General features: G+C 64.8%; 15 protein-coding genes. 13 read left to right on the top strand and 2 right to left on the bottom strand.

Annotated features, from left to right (window positions below; translation table 11 throughout):
- Positions 1–9 precede the first annotated feature (9 nt).
- The 10 genes from MRBLWH10_RS13865 (at position 10) to MRBLWH10_RS13910 (ending at position 9787) form a co-directional block, all read left to right on the top strand.
- Positions 10–297, top strand: a complete 288-nt coding sequence (locus MRBLWH10_RS13865; RefSeq protein ID WP_341940337.1) for a hypothetical protein — start codon at positions 10–12, stop codon at positions 295–297.
- A complete protein-coding gene (locus MRBLWH10_RS13870) occupies positions 297–1757 on the top strand; it encodes a hypothetical protein (RefSeq protein ID WP_341940338.1) in 1461 nt (486 codons plus the stop codon). The genes MRBLWH10_RS13865 and MRBLWH10_RS13870 overlap by 1 nt, the downstream gene beginning before the upstream one ends.
- Entirely contained in the window at positions 1754–3247 is a 1494-nt protein-coding gene (locus tag MRBLWH10_RS13875) for an SCO6880 family protein (RefSeq protein WP_341940339.1), read from the top strand. The genes MRBLWH10_RS13870 and MRBLWH10_RS13875 overlap by 4 nt, the downstream gene beginning before the upstream one ends.
- Positions 3247–4827, top strand: coding sequence for a hypothetical protein (locus MRBLWH10_RS13880; protein WP_341940340.1), 1581 nt, complete (start codon positions 3247–3249; stop codon positions 4825–4827). Before MRBLWH10_RS13875 ends, MRBLWH10_RS13880 begins: the two co-directional genes overlap by 1 nt.
- On the top strand, positions 4824–6053 hold the full coding sequence (locus MRBLWH10_RS13885) for a ParA family protein (RefSeq protein ID WP_341940341.1): 1230 nt from the start codon (positions 4824–4826) through the stop codon (positions 6051–6053). The genes MRBLWH10_RS13880 and MRBLWH10_RS13885 overlap by 4 nt, the downstream gene beginning before the upstream one ends.
- Positions 6054–6072: 19 nt before the next feature.
- Positions 6073–7908 carry a TraM recognition domain-containing protein gene (locus tag MRBLWH10_RS13890; protein WP_341940342.1) on the top strand — a complete coding sequence of 612 codons (1836 nt, stop codon included), beginning with the start codon at positions 6073–6075 and terminating at the stop codon, positions 7906–7908.
- A complete protein-coding gene (locus MRBLWH10_RS13895) occupies positions 7905–8297 on the top strand; it encodes a hypothetical protein (protein ID WP_341940343.1) in 393 nt (130 codons plus the stop codon). Before MRBLWH10_RS13890 ends, MRBLWH10_RS13895 begins: the two co-directional genes overlap by 4 nt.
- A complete protein-coding gene (locus tag MRBLWH10_RS13900; protein ID WP_341940344.1) occupies positions 8294–8812 on the top strand; it encodes a hypothetical protein in 519 nt (172 codons plus the stop codon). Before MRBLWH10_RS13895 ends, MRBLWH10_RS13900 begins: the two co-directional genes overlap by 4 nt.
- A complete protein-coding gene (locus tag MRBLWH10_RS13905) occupies positions 8809–9255 on the top strand; it encodes a single-stranded DNA-binding protein (protein ID WP_341940345.1) in 447 nt (148 codons plus the stop codon). The genes MRBLWH10_RS13900 and MRBLWH10_RS13905 overlap by 4 nt, the downstream gene beginning before the upstream one ends.
- Positions 9256–9412: 157 nt before the next feature.
- A complete protein-coding gene (locus MRBLWH10_RS13910; protein WP_341940346.1) occupies positions 9413–9787 on the top strand; it encodes an HNH endonuclease signature motif containing protein in 375 nt (124 codons plus the stop codon).
- 73 nt (positions 9788–9860) lie between these two features.
- Here the strand turns inward: MRBLWH10_RS13910 and MRBLWH10_RS13915 are convergent, their stop codons facing one another.
- Positions 9861–11267, bottom strand: a complete 1407-nt coding sequence (locus tag MRBLWH10_RS13915) for a hypothetical protein (protein ID WP_341940347.1) — start codon at positions 11265–11267, stop codon at positions 9861–9863.
- A 211-nt stretch (positions 11268–11478) separates the two neighbouring features.
- Between MRBLWH10_RS13915 and MRBLWH10_RS13920 the strand changes: the two genes are divergently transcribed.
- The 3 genes from MRBLWH10_RS13920 to MRBLWH10_RS13930 all read left to right on the top strand — a co-directional run bounded on the left by MRBLWH10_RS13920 (position 11479) and on the right by MRBLWH10_RS13930 (position 13933).
- Positions 11479–12732 carry a hypothetical protein gene (locus tag MRBLWH10_RS13920; protein WP_341940348.1) on the top strand — a complete coding sequence of 418 codons (1254 nt, stop codon included), beginning with the start codon at positions 11479–11481 and terminating at the stop codon, positions 12730–12732.
- Positions 12672–13229 (top strand): hypothetical protein, encoded by a 558-nt coding sequence (locus MRBLWH10_RS13925; RefSeq protein ID WP_341940349.1) that lies wholly within the window; start codon positions 12672–12674, stop codon positions 13227–13229. Before MRBLWH10_RS13920 ends, MRBLWH10_RS13925 begins: the two co-directional genes overlap by 61 nt.
- A gap of 308 nt (positions 13230–13537) precedes the next feature.
- Positions 13538–13933: a hypothetical protein gene (locus tag MRBLWH10_RS13930; RefSeq protein ID WP_341940350.1), complete on the top strand. Its 396-nt coding sequence runs from the start codon at positions 13538–13540 to the stop codon at positions 13931–13933.
- Positions 13934–13936: 3 nt separating this feature from the next.
- Here MRBLWH10_RS13930 and MRBLWH10_RS13935 read toward each other — a convergent pair whose 3' ends face one another.
- The gene (locus tag MRBLWH10_RS13935) at positions 13937–15211 is read right to left on the bottom strand and encodes a hypothetical protein (protein ID WP_341940351.1); all 1275 of its coding nucleotides are present in this window, start codon (positions 15209–15211) and stop codon (positions 13937–13939) included.
- Positions 15212–15213: the final 2 nt, after the last annotated feature.

Genomic DNA, 15213 nt, shown 5'->3' on the forward strand with positions numbered 1-15213 from the left:
GAGTTCATCGTGATACTGCCGTTCGACGTCGACGTCCCCCCGATCAATCCGGACTTCTCCGCCCCGTTCTTCGGTGGACTGCAAGTCCTCGCCTCCTATGTGCTGGCCGGCGCGATGCTGGCCGTGTTCATCATGTTGGTCATCGCCGGCGCCGCCCTCGCCTTCCCCAACATGGCCACCCACAAGGTGCAGTCCTGGGCGGGCGACAACATCACCCGCATCTTCATCGCCGCCGCCATTCTGGGAGCGGCGAACGGACTGTTCGGCTGGTTCGTGAACTTCGACTTCGGCTTCTGATGTCCACTGCGCGCACCGTCCTGATCGGAGCTCTTCTCGGACTCCTCTCAATGCTTTGCGCGCTCGCACCCGCATCGGCCACGACCGAATCGACTCCGCGGTCGATGTCGGTAGAGGCAGGGCCGGGCGAACCTCTGATCGTCGTGGAGGGCGAGAGCTGGTCATCGCCGGCGTATCCCGTGTTCTGCCGGTACTCCTCCGGACAGGTCGCCTGCACACCGACGACCGCGAGCGAGGTGAAGCCTCAGCAGTGCTTTGTCGACGTGTTAATGAACGGCGCGTCCACAACGGTGTGTACGACATATGAAGGCCACGCCGCCGCGCTGCAGCAAGCGGGAGGGAAGAACTTGATCGTGAAATACGGCTGCAGCGTCGGCGATGTCGTGTGTACGACGTTCGAGAACGCCGGCCGCGGGATGGCGATCGCCTCCACAACCGCGATGCTGCTCGTCGCGTCGAGCCTGCGCTTCGACACCAGTACGGTGCTGTGGACCGCTGCGGCGACCGAGTGGTCGTTCTGGCAGTGGGCGGTCCTCGTGATCACGTTTGCCGCCATGGCCTGGTCCGTCGCCGCCGCGGTCATCTCCGGCGAACGCGACGAGCTGGTCAGCGCCGTGGTGCGCACGTTCCTCGCGATTCCCGCGGTGCCGCTGACGCTGTGGATGACCGGTCACCTTCTGAACGCTGTCGATGACCTCACCTGGTACATCCTGAACCGGGACGGGCCGGCGACGTTGTTCACGACTCTGCAGAAGGTAACCTGGGCGGGCGGGGAGGCGAACTACTTCTTCGCGTTCCTCATCCACGGGCTCCTGCTGTTGTCGATGCTGCTGCTCGTCCTCGTGTTCACGTTCCGCAACATCGCCCTGGCCGCATTGGTCACCGCGGGACCCGTCGCCTGGATGCTGTTTCCGCTGCGCACGATCGGCCCGCAATGGGTGGTCCGGTATGTGTCCGCTGTCGTGTCGCTGCTGCTCGCCGGGCCGCTGACGATCGGGTTCCTCACCCTCATCGTCAACGGGCTCGCCGAGGTGGAGACGATCTGGGACCCGCAGGCCTGGCCGCTCCTCATCGGGCTCGTGCTCGCGGCGTTCGCGCCGTTCGCGGTGTTCGGGCTGTTCACGTTCCTCGGCGGCGTCGCCGCGGACCGCATCGGATCGAGGATAGGCGGCCACGCCGCCCGCGCCGGATCGAACGCCGCCCGCTCCGCCGCCCGCATGCCTTCCCGGCTCGGTGCGCACCCCGCCGGCGTCCCCCGCGGCCCCGCACGCTCGACACCGACCACGCCCCGCACCGGGACGGGCGGACCGGGGGGTCCGCGGAAGCCCGCCTCCACACCGCCACCCAGATCCACGTCGGGCTCGACACCGCCACGCAGCCAAGCCACCTCGGCACCGCCTCCCCCACCATCCTCAACATCACCGGCATCTCCGCCGCGACCGGAAAGGAGCAGGCAATGACCGCTGAAGCTTCCCCAGACCGGCCGGTACGGCTACCTGGGCGGTCCCGTCAGGGAATCGTGCTGGGCATGGACCCCTGGCAGCTCGGATTCGTCACAGCCGCTGCCCTCGTGATCCTCGTGTTCATCAACCGCTTCGGACCCTTCGGGCTGCTGTACGCCGCACCTGTATATGTGCCCTTGGCGCTGACGGCGGTGGTGACCGTGCACGGCCTGTCCGCGCCGAAGATGGCCGGCTTGTGGCTGATGAAGCAGGTCCGGCACGTCGCCGGTGCGACGACGCAGACATTCCGTCCTGAGCGGATCCAGCTCGCCGGCACCCTCAATCTCCCCGGCACCCGAGCATCCGTGCAACTGTGGGACGTCGACGGGGTCGCCTGTGTGTATGACCCGCGCCGCCGCACGGTATCGGTCACCGCCGAGCTCGAGGTGCAGGGGTTCCTCATGCACGACATCCCGGAACGGCTGGACCTGGCCGAGCAGTGGTCACGGGTGCTCGCCTCCTTCACCCAACGGCCGGGGATGAAACGCGTCACGCTGCAGGAGCGCACCCTGCCGACCACGATCCGCGCCGCCCGCACGCACTACGACGCGGTCGTCGAGCACCGCGGGCAGGATCGAAGTTCACCTGTGGCCGTCAACTACGAGCAAGTCATGGACGACTCGGAGCGGTTCGCCGTAGCCCACCGCAACTACCTCACCTTCAGCCTCGATCTTTTCGCCCTCGGCGCCCAAGTCAAAGCGCTCGGCGGAGGGAAGACCGGAGCGCAGACCCTCGCGTTCATGGAAACCCGGACCCTCGCTGATGCGCTCACCGCGGCGAGCATCAAAGTCCGCGCCTGGCTCTCGCCGCGGCAGATCGCGGCGCTCGCGAGGGTCGCATTCGACCCGGAGTCCGCATCCCACATCCAGAATCGCGACGACGACCACGCCGGGGTCGATCCGGCCGCGATCGGCCCGATGTATTTGGAAGAACCCCGCGGATCCAACCACCTCGTCCGCACCGACTCCGGCGTGCACACCACCCTGTGGATTCACGAATGGCCGCGCTCAGACGCCTACGTCGGTTTCGTGTCGCCGATCGTGTTCGCCCGCCACCCGCACACCGGGGAAGCCGTCACACACATCTTCTCGATCGTCCTCACCCCGGTGCCGTTGAAGCGGGCGTTGAAGCGGGTCCGCGATGACAAGAAGATCTGGCGCGGTAACGAGCGCATGCGCGCCCGACGCGGCGCGGACGGATCCGCCGCCGACAAGGCCGACTGGGACGCGCTCGAGAAAGAGGAAGAAGAGCTCGTCGCCGGGAACGGCGAGTTCCGGTACGGCGCCTACCTGACCATCAGCGCCCGCGACGAAGAACAACTCGATCAAGCCGTCGCCGGGATGCGCAACGCGCTCGTGCAGGCAGAGATGGAAGCGCAGGTCCTCTACTGTCAGCAGGCCGAAGCGCTCCTGGTCAACGCCTTGCCCCTCGGATTGGGGATGAGCTGATGACCCGCCACCGCATCCTCTTCGAACCCTCCGAATTGTCGCGCCGGGAACGGCGCACACTGCGCCGCACCACCGCCGCCCCACCCGACCGGCCGCCTGCACGGTCGCGGCGCGAGCTCGCGTTGCCGGAGGCCGCGGTGCCGGGCCCGTTCGGCCCCGGACTCACCCAGTCCGGGTACTGGAACCTCGCCCCTGCGACCATCCCGGCGCACAAGGCGACCTCCCAGCACCTCGCCGGGATCTACCCGTTCGTCGCCGACGCCGGCCTTGGCCACCGCGGCCCGATCCTCGGGGTCGACCTCAACGCCGACGCACTCTGGTATTTCTCCCCGTGGGAGACGTACGCAGACACCACCGACCGGGGGACGTTCTCTACCAACATTCTCGTCCTCGGCGCGTACCGGGCTGGCAAGAGCGCCGTCATCAAGACCCTCGTCACCCGCTCCCTCCCTTTCGGGCACCAGGCTGTGGTCCCCTCCGACCCCAAAGGCGAATGGGTCACGGTAGCCGAAGCAGTTCCGGGCGGAAACGTGATCCGACTCGGAGGAGCCTTCGACACCCGGCTGAACCCGCTGGATCGTGGGCCCCGCCGCATCGGAGTCAGCGACAACCAGCACGAGCTCATGGTGAAACAGCGCCGCGTCACCGTGCTCACCTCACTCGTCGAAGCGGCCCTTCCCGGCACCCGCCTCACCGCCGTCGAACACGCCGCCCTGCACGAAGCCCTCACTCGCTGCATCCGCCGCACCGACGACACCCCGACCCTGCGCGGCGTCTACGCCGACCTCACCGCTCTCGCCGGCGAGGTGACCATCGACCGGCATCTCGCAGACGGCGCCGTGCAGCCCAGCTACGTGCTCCGCCGCTTCGTCGAAGGTGATCTCTCGGGGCTGTTCGAGGACGCCTCCACGGTCGAGTTCGACCAGGACGCGCCGATCGTCGTGGTCGACACGTCCGAGCTGTTCGCCCGCGGCGACCTCGTCGCCCAGATGTCACAGATCTGCACGACCGCGTGGATTCAGGCGGTGATCTCCGACCGGAACGCCCGCCGCACCCGGTATGTGATCCGGGAAGAGGGATGGCGGGACATGACCTCGCTCGCGTCCCTGCTGATGTACCAGCAGTGGTTGAAGCTGTCCCGTCACTACGGCATCAGCAACATCGTCATCCTCCACAAGATGGGCGACATCGATGCCGTCGGTGACGCCGACTCCCAAGAACGCAACCTCGCCTACTCGATCATCGGCGACATCGAGAACAAGTTCATCTTCCGCGTCAACCAGCAAGAAGGCGACGCTCTGCAGCGGCGTCTCAGCATCCCACCCGCGCACGTCGCCATGGCCCGCCAGCTGCGCAAAGGCGTCTTCCTCGCCTACGTCGGCCAATACCCGTACCTCGTCGACGCGTTCAGCACCTCCACCGACTGGGAATACGACCTCTTCCAGACCGACGATGCCCTCGAACTCGACGACCCGTACGCCACGCCCTTCGCGGACCTGGATCTCCGCGACATCGACGTCGCCTGGCCGACCGACACCGCCGTCGATGGGTGGCTCACCACGGACAAGGAGCTGACATGAGCATCGACACCACGCCCCGCGCCTACGCGACCGTCACCGGCACCACGGCGACATTCACCACGCCGGACGGGCACCGCGAACCGATCACCGCCACCTCGGGCGACGACATCCGCCACCTCGTCGTGCAGCGTGCTGCCGCCGAAGCGATCCGCAGCGGGATCCCGCTCGAGCTCGTCACCTCCGGAGACCGAGGCGATCACCGCCTCCTCGTCACCGCTGCGGGCGACATCTCGCCCGCCCCGTCCACGGAAACACCGGAAGAGCGCGCCGCGTCCGCAGCCTCCGCGACCGATGATCCTGATGAACCCATCGCCGCACGCCGCTCCTTCATCGACACCACGCGACCGGACGCCCCGTCGACCGGATGGCGGGCAGTCGCCGCGCGTGCAGGCATTCGCGTGTCCGAGTCGCCGTCGCAGAAGCTGAAGCGGGACGCGGTGGCGTGCGTCTCCCGGCACTGGGCGGGCTCCCGTCTGCTCGCGGTCGTGAACGGGAAAGGCGGGATCGGGAAGACCATGTCGACCGCGATGATCTCCGCCGTGTTCGCCCGCTACGGTGGCGGTAACGTGCTCGCCTGGGACAACAACGACACCCGCGGCACACTCGGCTGGCGCACCGAACACGGCCTCTACGACACCACCATCCGCGACCTCCTCCCCGCGGCCCCCGGGCTCCTCGATCCTGCGGCGTCCGTGTCAGACATCGCCCGGTTCGTGCACCACCAGTCCGCCGACCGGTACGACGTGCTCCGTTCCAACCCCGAGCTCCTCGCCACCGACCAGCGCATCGCCACCGCCGAGTTCGACCTGCTGGCTCGCGTCGCGACGCACTACTACCGTCTCGTGATCTTCGACTCTGGCAACGACGAATCTGCCGACCGGTGGCTGCGGATGATCGACTACTCCCACCAGCTCATCATCCCCACCCTCCCGTCCGCCGACTCCGCCGAATCCGCCGCGCTCCTCCTCGAAGCACTCCAGAACCGCGATGAGCACTCTGCCGCCCTCGCCGCGAACGCCGTGGTTGTGGTCACTCAACCCGAACCCGGCTCCCGACGAGAAGCGGAACGGATCGCCCACGAATTCGCCGGGCAAGTGCGGGCAGTCGGCGTCATCCCCTTCGACCCCGCCCTCAAAAGCGGTGCCCTGCGCTTCGACGCCCTCCGCCCCCGCACCCGCGACGCGTGGATCCTCGTCGCCGCCAACGCCGCCCTCGGACTCGATTGAGACTGGAGGGGACGGGGTCATGGACAGGGGATGGGCTGGGAAAGGCGTCGCGGGAATCCTCGCCGCGGCCTTTCTACTCAGCCTGTTGTTCGCGTTCGTCGCCGAGGCGGTGACGCAGGCTGCCTGCGGTGCCCGCCCGGCATCGACGAGCATCTTCGCTGGCATCGTCCTCGCCGCCACCGGCGACCCCGGCATGTACGCGGCGCCGGCCGGCTGCGTGGTGCCGGTCACAGCCATCCGGGTTCTGGATCTCGTGGCCGTGTTCATTCTGTTGGCCGTCGCGGCGGGCGGGGTGATCTGGTACCTGCGGTACCAGGAATCGGATCGAGCGTTTATCGCCGACCTGCGCAGCCGCCCCGGCTTCGCCCCCGCATCCGAGATCCGCCAGCACCTCTCCGACAAGGCTGTGCTCCGCCGCGCCGCACAATTACGCCCTGACCTCCCTAATCCACAGCCGACGGACGTGGGATGGCGGGTCGGCTGCTCCCGCGGCCGCGACGTGTACGTGTCGATCGAAGACTCCGTCGCCCTCGAAGGCCCGCCCCGCTCCGGCAAGGGATACCGGGTGCTGATCTCCGCGATCCTCGACTGGTCCGGCCCACTTATCACCACCTCCACGACCAACGACAACCTCACCGCGACCATGCGACCCCGCGCCCGCCGTGGCACCGTGCACGTCTTCGACCCGCAAGGGCTCTCCGGCATCCGTCATCCCCTCAAGGTCAGCCCTCTCCCCGGCTGTGAAGACCCCCTCGTCGCCATGCAACGCGGCACCGCGATCATCACCGGCACCGCCCTCGGCGCATCGACCACGAACGGGGAATGGGCGCACGCCTCTGGCGTCGTCCTCGGCCGGCTCTTGCACGCCGCCGCCGTCGGAGACCGGAGCATCGAAGACGTCTACGATTGGGGCTCCAGCCCCGCTCTCGCCCGCACCGCAGTCGACATACTCCGCTCCGACGGCGCGCCCGGATGGGGAGACAACCTGGAGGCAACCATCAGCGGGGACGAGAAACTCGTCTCCTCGATCTGGTTCGGCGTCCAAGGCGCCGTCGCGCCCCTCGCGGTCCCGCAGATCCGCGACGCACTCATGCCCCAGCCCGGCGACAACACCTTCAATGCACGCGCGTTCCTCGACGACGCGAACACCCTTTATCTCCTCGGCTCCTCCTCCGGCGCGTCCGCGATGGGCGGATTCCTCGGCGCACTGCTCGACGACATCGTCGAAGTCGCCCGGGCCCGCGCACTTGCTTCTCCTGGATCACGTCTCGCGTCACCACTGGGACTGATCCTCGACGAGATCGTGAACATGTTCCGCTGGGCAGGGCTCCCCCGGGTCATGGCCGACGGCGGCGGGCGCGGCATCTGCACCTTCGTTGTACTCCAGGCTCTCTCGCAAGCAGAGACCGCCTGGTCCCGCGCCGAGGCCGACACGATCTGGGCTGCCGCGACGGCGAAAGTCCTCCTCGGCGGCGCCAGTCACGTCGCTCACCTCCGCGACATCGAAGCACTCCTCGGCACGAGGGATGCCCGCCGAACCGAACGCTCTTGGGATACCAACCAGACAGGCCACCACACCGCCGAACGTCAGGACCGGTTGCCGTTGATGTCGGTCGACGAGATTCGTCGGATGCCGGAAACTCTCGGACTCCTCGCCTATCGCAACCGGCGCGGCGTGCTCCTCGATCTCGCCGGATGGGACGAACGCCGCGACGCTCGCGACATCACTCGAGGCAAGCAGCAGACCGAGAACGAACAGCGCGCCGTCTTCCACGACATCCACAACCCCACACCCGAAGATCCTGATGAGCCCGTCGAGTCAGACGACACTGCCGAGGCGGTGAGAGACGAATGAGCAACACGCGCCGCACCGGCCTGAAGAACCTCTACCGGCTGGAGTTCCTCCGCTCCCCCGCCTGGCACGCGCGCCGCGACCGCTGGTTCCGCACCCACGTCCGCGCCGGCCTCGTGCCCTGCGCCGCGTGCGGCATCCCCGACACTGCCGATCACCTCGACCTGCACCACCGCGACTATGCCGGTGTCCGCATCGCCCGAGGAGTCTGGCAGGCCTGGGAAGACGATGGCGACCTTACCCCCCTACACCCGTACTGTCATGAGTTGCTGCACCGCCTCATCGACCGCGACCCCGTCCTTGCCCGACACCGCACTCGCCGGCAAGCATCCGACCACGCCCTCACCATCCTCCAGCAGCGGCTCCCCCACATGCTCGAGGAGGCGTCATGAATAGTCGCGACCGTGAAGACGTGGAGGCGTTGCTAGCGCAAGAACTCGCAGGTCTCGACCCTCTAAGCCGGTATGGGAGCTCCGCGCCCATAGGCGGGATCATTACCAGCTGGCGCGACCTCGCCGACGAGGACGCCGCCGACCGCTGGGCCGCGCTGCGGGAGTGGGTGGAATGGATGACCGTCCGATACAACGTGCCTGTCAGCGTCATCCCCGCGTGCTGGTGGAAACACGACCGGCTCGTTGAAGAGCTCTCGGCACTCCACACGGCACACCTCGCGGCGTTCGACCCGAGCGACGCCGGCTTCGGCCCGATCGGCTGGCACGAACGCCTCGCGATCGCGTGGCCACGACTCAGTCACGCCTACGGCGGCGGATGTTCCAACGGCCACCGCGCCACCAAACCCCGATCCTGGGACGACACGACCGACGAGACCGAATGGACCGCGTGGGCCAGCCAGGCTCACGCCCACCCGGGGACGAGCCCGTCCCCCGACGAAAGGAAGAAAGAATGACCACCAAGATCCCGGTGACGTTGGAAGGCAACCTCACCGCCGACCCCGATCACGGCGCCGGAGAATCCGGCACCGAGTACACCCGGTTCTCCCTCGCCGTCAACGACCGACGGCTCAACGAGGACACCGGCAGGTGGGAAGACGCCGGCACCGTCTTCCACCGCGTCGTCGTCTTCAACCAGCAAGCCCGACACGTCACCAACTCGCTCCACAAGGGCGACACCGCGATCGTCGTCGGCGACCTCCGATTCGGCTCCTACACCGACAAGGAGACCGGCCAGGTCCGCGAGACCCGAGACATCCTCGCCGACACCGTCGGCGCCTCACTCAAGTTCGCGGATGCCACCATCAGCCGCGCCCCAAAAGCTAGCGGCCCCGCAGCAAACGCTTCGGGGCCGGTAGCAGCACCGGCCTCGTACGCCGGCGCAGACGTCGCGCGCTGAACCACCAGAGCGGACGGGAGCGATGCTACTCCCGTCCTCTCTGCCTGCCTAGAGTCCCCGAAGCCAGGGCTTCAGATGACAACTGGTCGAACGCCGCAAGCAAAGCTCCGTCGCAGCGATCCCCGCTGACGTCCGAAGGCACGGTTACTCTGGCTCCATGTCATCGCCGGGCAAAGCCACCGTCACCCGTGAAAACTACCGCGCGTACATCAACTCGGCAGCATGGCGGGCGACTCGTGAACGATATTGGAACAGCAAACTTTCCAAAGAATGTTGGGTCTGCGATGCCCCACGTTCCAAGGGAATGCACCTCCATCACCGGACATACAAGAACCTCGGAAACGAGCGACTGATGGATCTCGTCCCAGTGTGCCCTGCCTGCCACGACCTGATCCACGAGATTGCCGCCGCCCGTGGGAACAGACTCAGCAACCTGTGGAAGGCCACCACCATCGCGAGAAGGCGGCACAACCCACGATTCGGCACGAATGCCGTGAAAGCCCGAGCGGCGAGGACGACTCGTAAAGCCTGACCGCGTCTTGTTTCCGCTGAGGAATGCAAGACCCGCTTGTGAATGTGTTTCCCGTTGACCGCTCTCCGCGCAGTCATCCCGCTCTAAAGCACACCGCTGTCGACTGAGGTTCGCAGAACACCAGAGCCGGGTTACTCCACGCCGCGTAAATGATCGCGCCAGTCACGACCAGAGCAAGGAGAATCCCGAGAACGATCGCCACGATCGCGACACCTTTTCCACGGACATTCCCTCCACGGGCCTGCCGCAACGCGAGCGCTGCGAACATGAAATTGAACGGCGGAACAGGAGCGATCGCCGCGATACTCGCCCACGCAAATCGCGTTTTGATCGGCACCTGCGCGGGGTCATCCGTATCATTCCGAACGAGTTCCTCTGCCTTATCGTTCGCGACCCGGAACTCTCGATCGTATCGCCGCATCACTGCGTCGTAGATCAGTCCCGGCGATCTCCCGAACAGCCGACGGAAAGTCAGAACCGCAAGAAGCAGGAAAGGTATCGACAAGGTGACGACGCTGAAGAGAAGAACGGAACGACCGAGCGGTGCCAGCTCGAAAACATCGTCATCAGAACTGGTCGGCAACGCTGCGGCGGCGGCGGAGCTCGCCAACGCAACTCCGGCCATGGCCACCGCACCCATGACTGAGCACGCCGTCCAAAGTTGGCCTCCGATGACGCAATACACGAAGTTTCTAAGCGCGTAGTACGCAATGAACACGATGGCGACTGTTGTCACAAGACGGGCGACCGTGGCACCAATATTGGGCGCAGGGACGATCAGTATTCCAAGTCCCCAAGCGATCATAGGGACGATAGCAAAGGCGAGGAAACGTTGTGACAAGAGCGCGCGTCGCGAGAGACGTGGTGCGACTTCACTATCGATGATTCCCCGCACCCGTAGCGATTCCCGGAATCGTTGTGCCCATTGCAGGCGCCTGATCGGGCTTCCCGCCACCCGGACTTCCGCGGCGGCCGCCCACCATGCGAGCCCGAAGCCGATCAATGCGGGCACTATCGTTCGGATCACGTCGACCTGCTGCGGCGCCGTGGCAAGGGTGGCAGAAATGAATGCCCAGGCCCCGACCGCGAGAGAGAGCAGCGTGCAGATGCGAGCGATAGCGACGATGGTGGATTGTGTCGCCAGCTCCCGGGCAATCGTCGTCGGTGATTCGGATTTTCCGAGACGGAACGCGTTCGGGCTGAACCACACACCCAGGATCACCGCCAGGAGTGCACCAAAGGCCGTCGACAACGTCGTCCCTGTTGCAGGAAGCATCACGATGTCCGGGTTGGATACGGTCGCAGGGTTACCCCGCTGTAGTTGCTGTGTGAGCATGAACAGGCCGTAGAACACCGCGATCATCGCGACGACGCCGCCGCTGGTCAGGACGCCGTTGCGCACCTGGCGTTGGAATCGGATCGATTCGTCATGGATCTTCAGTGCTTGCTTCTTCGAGTACTGGTTCTCATCTTTTGACATCGCTCGTCCCCCCGGGCGGCTCATCGTTTTGCTCAGTGATACCAGACGCACTACTGAAACCCTGTAGGCGCGCAACACCTCGCGTCGACTGACGAGAGACATTCACGACAACGTCCGCACCAGTTCCGCGAGCGTCCCACCAACTATCGCTTGACCTCGAAAACGACTTCCGCCATCATGCGAGCGGGGGATTATTCAATTCGGAGGATAAGTGAAGAAGAAGACCGGAGTTGCGCTCGCATGCGTGTTGCTGCTGATCGCGGGGGCCTCGGCGGCGGCACCTGCATCGGCGGCGAGCGGAACTGGACCGAGCGCGCCATCGATGAATGGCAACGCGCATTCCACCACTAAGTCGGAGGATGACCCCAAACCCACATACGGGGAACTCGATTTCGCTCACCCAGTAAGCCTCCAGGACGCGATGAGCGTGACCCGGGCGTCAGGGGTCGAGATTCACGGTTACCACTTCACCACCGACTCGATCATCGGTGACTACTGGCCCGGTTCAGGGATGACTGCTGAGGAGTTCCTGACACGAGTAGAAAAGGAGACGGGAACCGCTCCGGAGATCGTGTCCGCGTACGTGCTGGCAGATGAGCTCGAGGCTGCGCGAACATCGCAGCGTGACACCCCGGATCTTCTCGGTGCAGATCTGGCTCAATTCGACGCCCCCAACGCCGATGCGTCGCGAATGAACGCCAATCGGCCGGAACAGACCGATGGCGGCGAGATCCGCTCCCTAGGCGCCTCCGACACGTGGCAACCGAACAGCGTAGAAGGACAGGTAGTCGCCACAAGCTCGACCACCCTCGAGATCACGGGCAAGTACTCATGGTGGGGGCTGAGCCCTTTCAACTCACCACTGGTCATGGCGGACCACTGGGGCATGGAGTTCCAGTTCGACTTCTACACCAGTTTTCGGCCGCATCTCGGGGGTGCCTACCCGATTGGTTATGGCTATCGGCCTCAATGCGGTGCAACCGCGATCTCGTACAAGGATTGGGCGGCGGCGTCAACCCGACCATATAGCTGGTACGCCTACGTGATCAATGGACCCGATGAGATCGTGGCACCGGCCACCCTGGGCATGTACGGCGACTTCAATGACCTGAGTGACCCTTGCACCGTGAGTACGATCGCTGTCGGAATGGCACAACCTCAAGTGATGCCGAGCTCATACGGTGACCAGTTCTTGACTATCCGCATGTATCCCGAAAGGGGCGATGACGTACAGAGCGTCCTCGGCGCGATCGTCCAGCCCGTAAGCCGAACCTGGTGCGAGCAGAACCCTTCAATGCCATTGATGGACTGCATGGGCGTGACACCAGGCGCATACCCTGGCCCAGGACCGGCAAGCTCGCGAATGGTGCTAAACAACGGAAACGGCAAGAAGGCCCCCGACCTTTGCTGGAACTCAGAGCAGTTCGGTACGATTCCGGCAACGTACTGGAGTTGCTATTGGTAAGAGCGAATGACATCGAGGGACCGCTCATTCCGACGGGGTGGGCGGCGCTCAGCCTGGGCACGTCGATCCCCCTCATTTTCGGCCTCTGGGCGACATGGCAACTTCGCGGTGGCCAGTGCACGACCGATGTCTTCTATCGTTTCGCGCCGATGCTGATCGTGTGCGGAGCGCCGTCCGAAGCGGAGGCGATTGGGGGCTGGATCTTGACCGTTGTGAGCGTGAGCAGCTACATACTCGCGACGCTAGCATCTCTCTGGATGATCGTGCGACTGGTCCGCGCTCCTCGAGGATCTCAGCGAAGAACACCGGCGCTTGCTCTCATCATCACGACGCTGGCCGTGATCATGGCGGTCGCAACAGTACTCTCAACCCAGCCAGATCAGGTGTGGGGAACCAACTCGTGGATCTTCCTCTCGGCTCTCGCGGCCGCGGGCGTCTTGCTCGCAGCCGCAGTGATCGTCCCAATCATCCTCTCCACTCAGCGAAGGATGCGTTGAGATCAAGAGCAGTTGCCGAAGAACCGGCGTCCTTTGTTGGATCGTCGTCCAACTCCGGCTGATGTCGGTGGGCGACTTCCATGCCAAAAATCGTAGCGGTGCTGTTGCGGGACAACTCGTCACGATTGACGACGAACAGGTCGCTTGACACACTCGTCGCGTGCTGTCAGTATCTCGATCGGTTTGAGTTATCGCTAACAGGAGCGTGTCGCCCGGACCGTGCCCATCGCGATTTGATGACGTTCACAGATACAGTTGCGCGGTCCACATTAGTCTGGACGATAGTCAAGATACGGCGGAGGATCTGCATGTTCCACACGATGACTAGGCGCAGGGAGAACGTCGGGTTCCTGCTCGTATGCACGGCAGTGGTCAGCCTAGTCGGTTGCGCACCAACCGAGGTTCCTGGCTATCTCGGTGAGCCGACAACAGCAGGGCAACCTCTGCCAGTGAACGTCGATGAGGGAGCTGAGGTTCAGGCGTGGTGGGCGGGTGAGACGTTGATTGTCACGACCGTTGGATCTGGATCGTGTCCGGTCGTTCCTGTCATCGCTGACGTCGACGAAGACAAGCAGACAATTACGCTCACCACGGAGATCCTGAACTCCTCGGGAGCATGCACCGCAGACAGCACTCCGCGCACCTTCGAGCTGGATGCCGGTCGTGACCTAGACGGATTCACTGTCCAGGTCACGACCGGCTAACCGCTACGGGATGATGCTGATCGCGTAGCCGGCGTCGAACATGTCGATGATCGGCGCATAGATCACCTTGTCGCTACATTGCCGCCCGTTGGTTGATCCGGGGTCGCCGGTGCACGTCGTCGTAGCGTTCTGAATGCCACTGATGAAGCCCGCAGCGTAGGCGTTCGATCCGGAGCTGATATAGACCGGCCCTCCGCTATCTCCATTTCCGGCTGCTGGCGTGCTGTTGGTGTTCGTGGTGAGGGTCAGGTTGGTATAGCAGCCGTATGGTGCTACGTAGCAGATCGTCACCCCAGTCGCTGTGACCTGGTTGGCACACACGGTCCCTGAGTACGCACCGGAGTAGCAGACGGTCGAGCCGACAGATGTGGTGACCGCCCCCTTAATGGGATAGAGCGTCGAACTTCCGAGGGTGTTTCCGCCGACAAGCAGGCCTGGAACCATCTCGTAGACGCCAGTGCCGCTCCAGACAGCGGCGTCGGGTCGCCCTGTAGGGGGAACGAGCGTACCCTGAGCCACACCCAAACCGTAACTACTGCCGCCGCCGTAGTACCAAGACACTCCGGTTCCACCTCCCCCGACCTGGCAATGGTCCGCAGAAATCATCGACGGCCTCGAGTCAGAAACTCTCACGCCACGGAATCCGGTCGTGCACCCATTGCTAGCGTGCATAAGGGCGCCGGAGTAACGCTGATTCGTACCCGAAGGCGCGTGGTTGCGGAGCGCCGGAGTAACGGGTTCGCCGTAGTCGACCCGAACCTCCAGTCCCACATCAGGGATTTCAACCTGTGCCCTGCTCGACTCATCTGCTTTGTCGAGCGTTAGATCGATACTGCGGCCGTCGAGTGCAGGAACGGCCATCACCACAGCTTGACCTGAAGGTAGGACGCCGTCGTCGCCGGTGATCTTCCGGATCTGCTCGGTCATCTCTTCCGCGCTGAATGCGGCTTCTCGATACTCGACAGCGCCCGCGAGACCATAGTCTCGGATGATGGCCGTTACCTCCGAAGCATCGGCGGTGGCATACAGAAGAGTGACCCCTCTATCACCAACCCACTCGGTGCCCGCGATCCCGAGCTCCTTGTGCTCGTACTGCAACTGTGTAAGCGCAGCAAGTACCTTCTCGTCCGCATTGCCGACGGTTTGGAACTCCTCCGGAAGGGGTTCCGGACTCATCAGTTCCGCGGGCACCTCACCTTGCCATTCGACAAGATAGTCCGGCGCACTTTGGCTGCTATCCGCGTTCGCTGGCACCGGGACCGAAAGAAGCACGGCCATGG

Source organism: Microbacterium sp. LWH10-1.2 (genome assembly GCF_038397765.1).
Classification (GTDB): domain Bacteria; phylum Actinomycetota; class Actinomycetes; order Actinomycetales; family Microbacteriaceae; genus Microbacterium; species Microbacterium natoriense.

What these genes read in the sequence shown, in the direction of transcription:
- MRBLWH10_RS13930 (WP_341940350.1), top strand. Translation starts at nt 13,538, where the DNA reads ATGTTCCACACGATGACTAGGCGCAGGGAGAACGTCGGGTTCCTGCTC.
- MRBLWH10_RS13880 (WP_341940340.1), top strand. Translation starts at nt 3,247, where the DNA reads ATGACCCGCCACCGCATCCTCTTCGAACCCTCCGAATTGTCGCGCCGG.
- MRBLWH10_RS13895 (WP_341940343.1), top strand. Translation starts at nt 7,905, where the DNA reads ATGAGCAACACGCGCCGCACCGGCCTGAAGAACCTCTACCGGCTGGAG.
- MRBLWH10_RS13915 (WP_341940347.1), bottom strand. Translation starts at nt 11,267, where the DNA reads ATGTCAAAAGATGAGAACCAGTACTCGAAGAAGCAAGCACTGAAGATC.
- MRBLWH10_RS13870 (WP_341940338.1), top strand. Translation starts at nt 297, where the DNA reads ATGTCCACTGCGCGCACCGTCCTGATCGGAGCTCTTCTCGGACTCCTC.
- MRBLWH10_RS13910 (WP_341940346.1), top strand. Translation starts at nt 9,413, where the DNA reads ATGTCATCGCCGGGCAAAGCCACCGTCACCCGTGAAAACTACCGCGCG.
- MRBLWH10_RS13890 (WP_341940342.1), top strand. Translation starts at nt 6,073, where the DNA reads ATGGACAGGGGATGGGCTGGGAAAGGCGTCGCGGGAATCCTCGCCGCG.
- MRBLWH10_RS13885 (WP_341940341.1), top strand. Translation starts at nt 4,824, where the DNA reads ATGAGCATCGACACCACGCCCCGCGCCTACGCGACCGTCACCGGCACC.
- MRBLWH10_RS13900 (WP_341940344.1), top strand. Translation starts at nt 8,294, where the DNA reads ATGAATAGTCGCGACCGTGAAGACGTGGAGGCGTTGCTAGCGCAAGAA.
- MRBLWH10_RS13875 (WP_341940339.1), top strand. Translation starts at nt 1,754, where the DNA reads ATGACCGCTGAAGCTTCCCCAGACCGGCCGGTACGGCTACCTGGGCGG.
- MRBLWH10_RS13905 (WP_341940345.1), top strand. Translation starts at nt 8,809, where the DNA reads ATGACCACCAAGATCCCGGTGACGTTGGAAGGCAACCTCACCGCCGAC.
- MRBLWH10_RS13935 (WP_341940351.1), bottom strand. Translation starts at nt 15,211, where the DNA reads ATGGCCGTGCTTCTTTCGGTCCCGGTGCCAGCGAACGCGGATAGCAGC.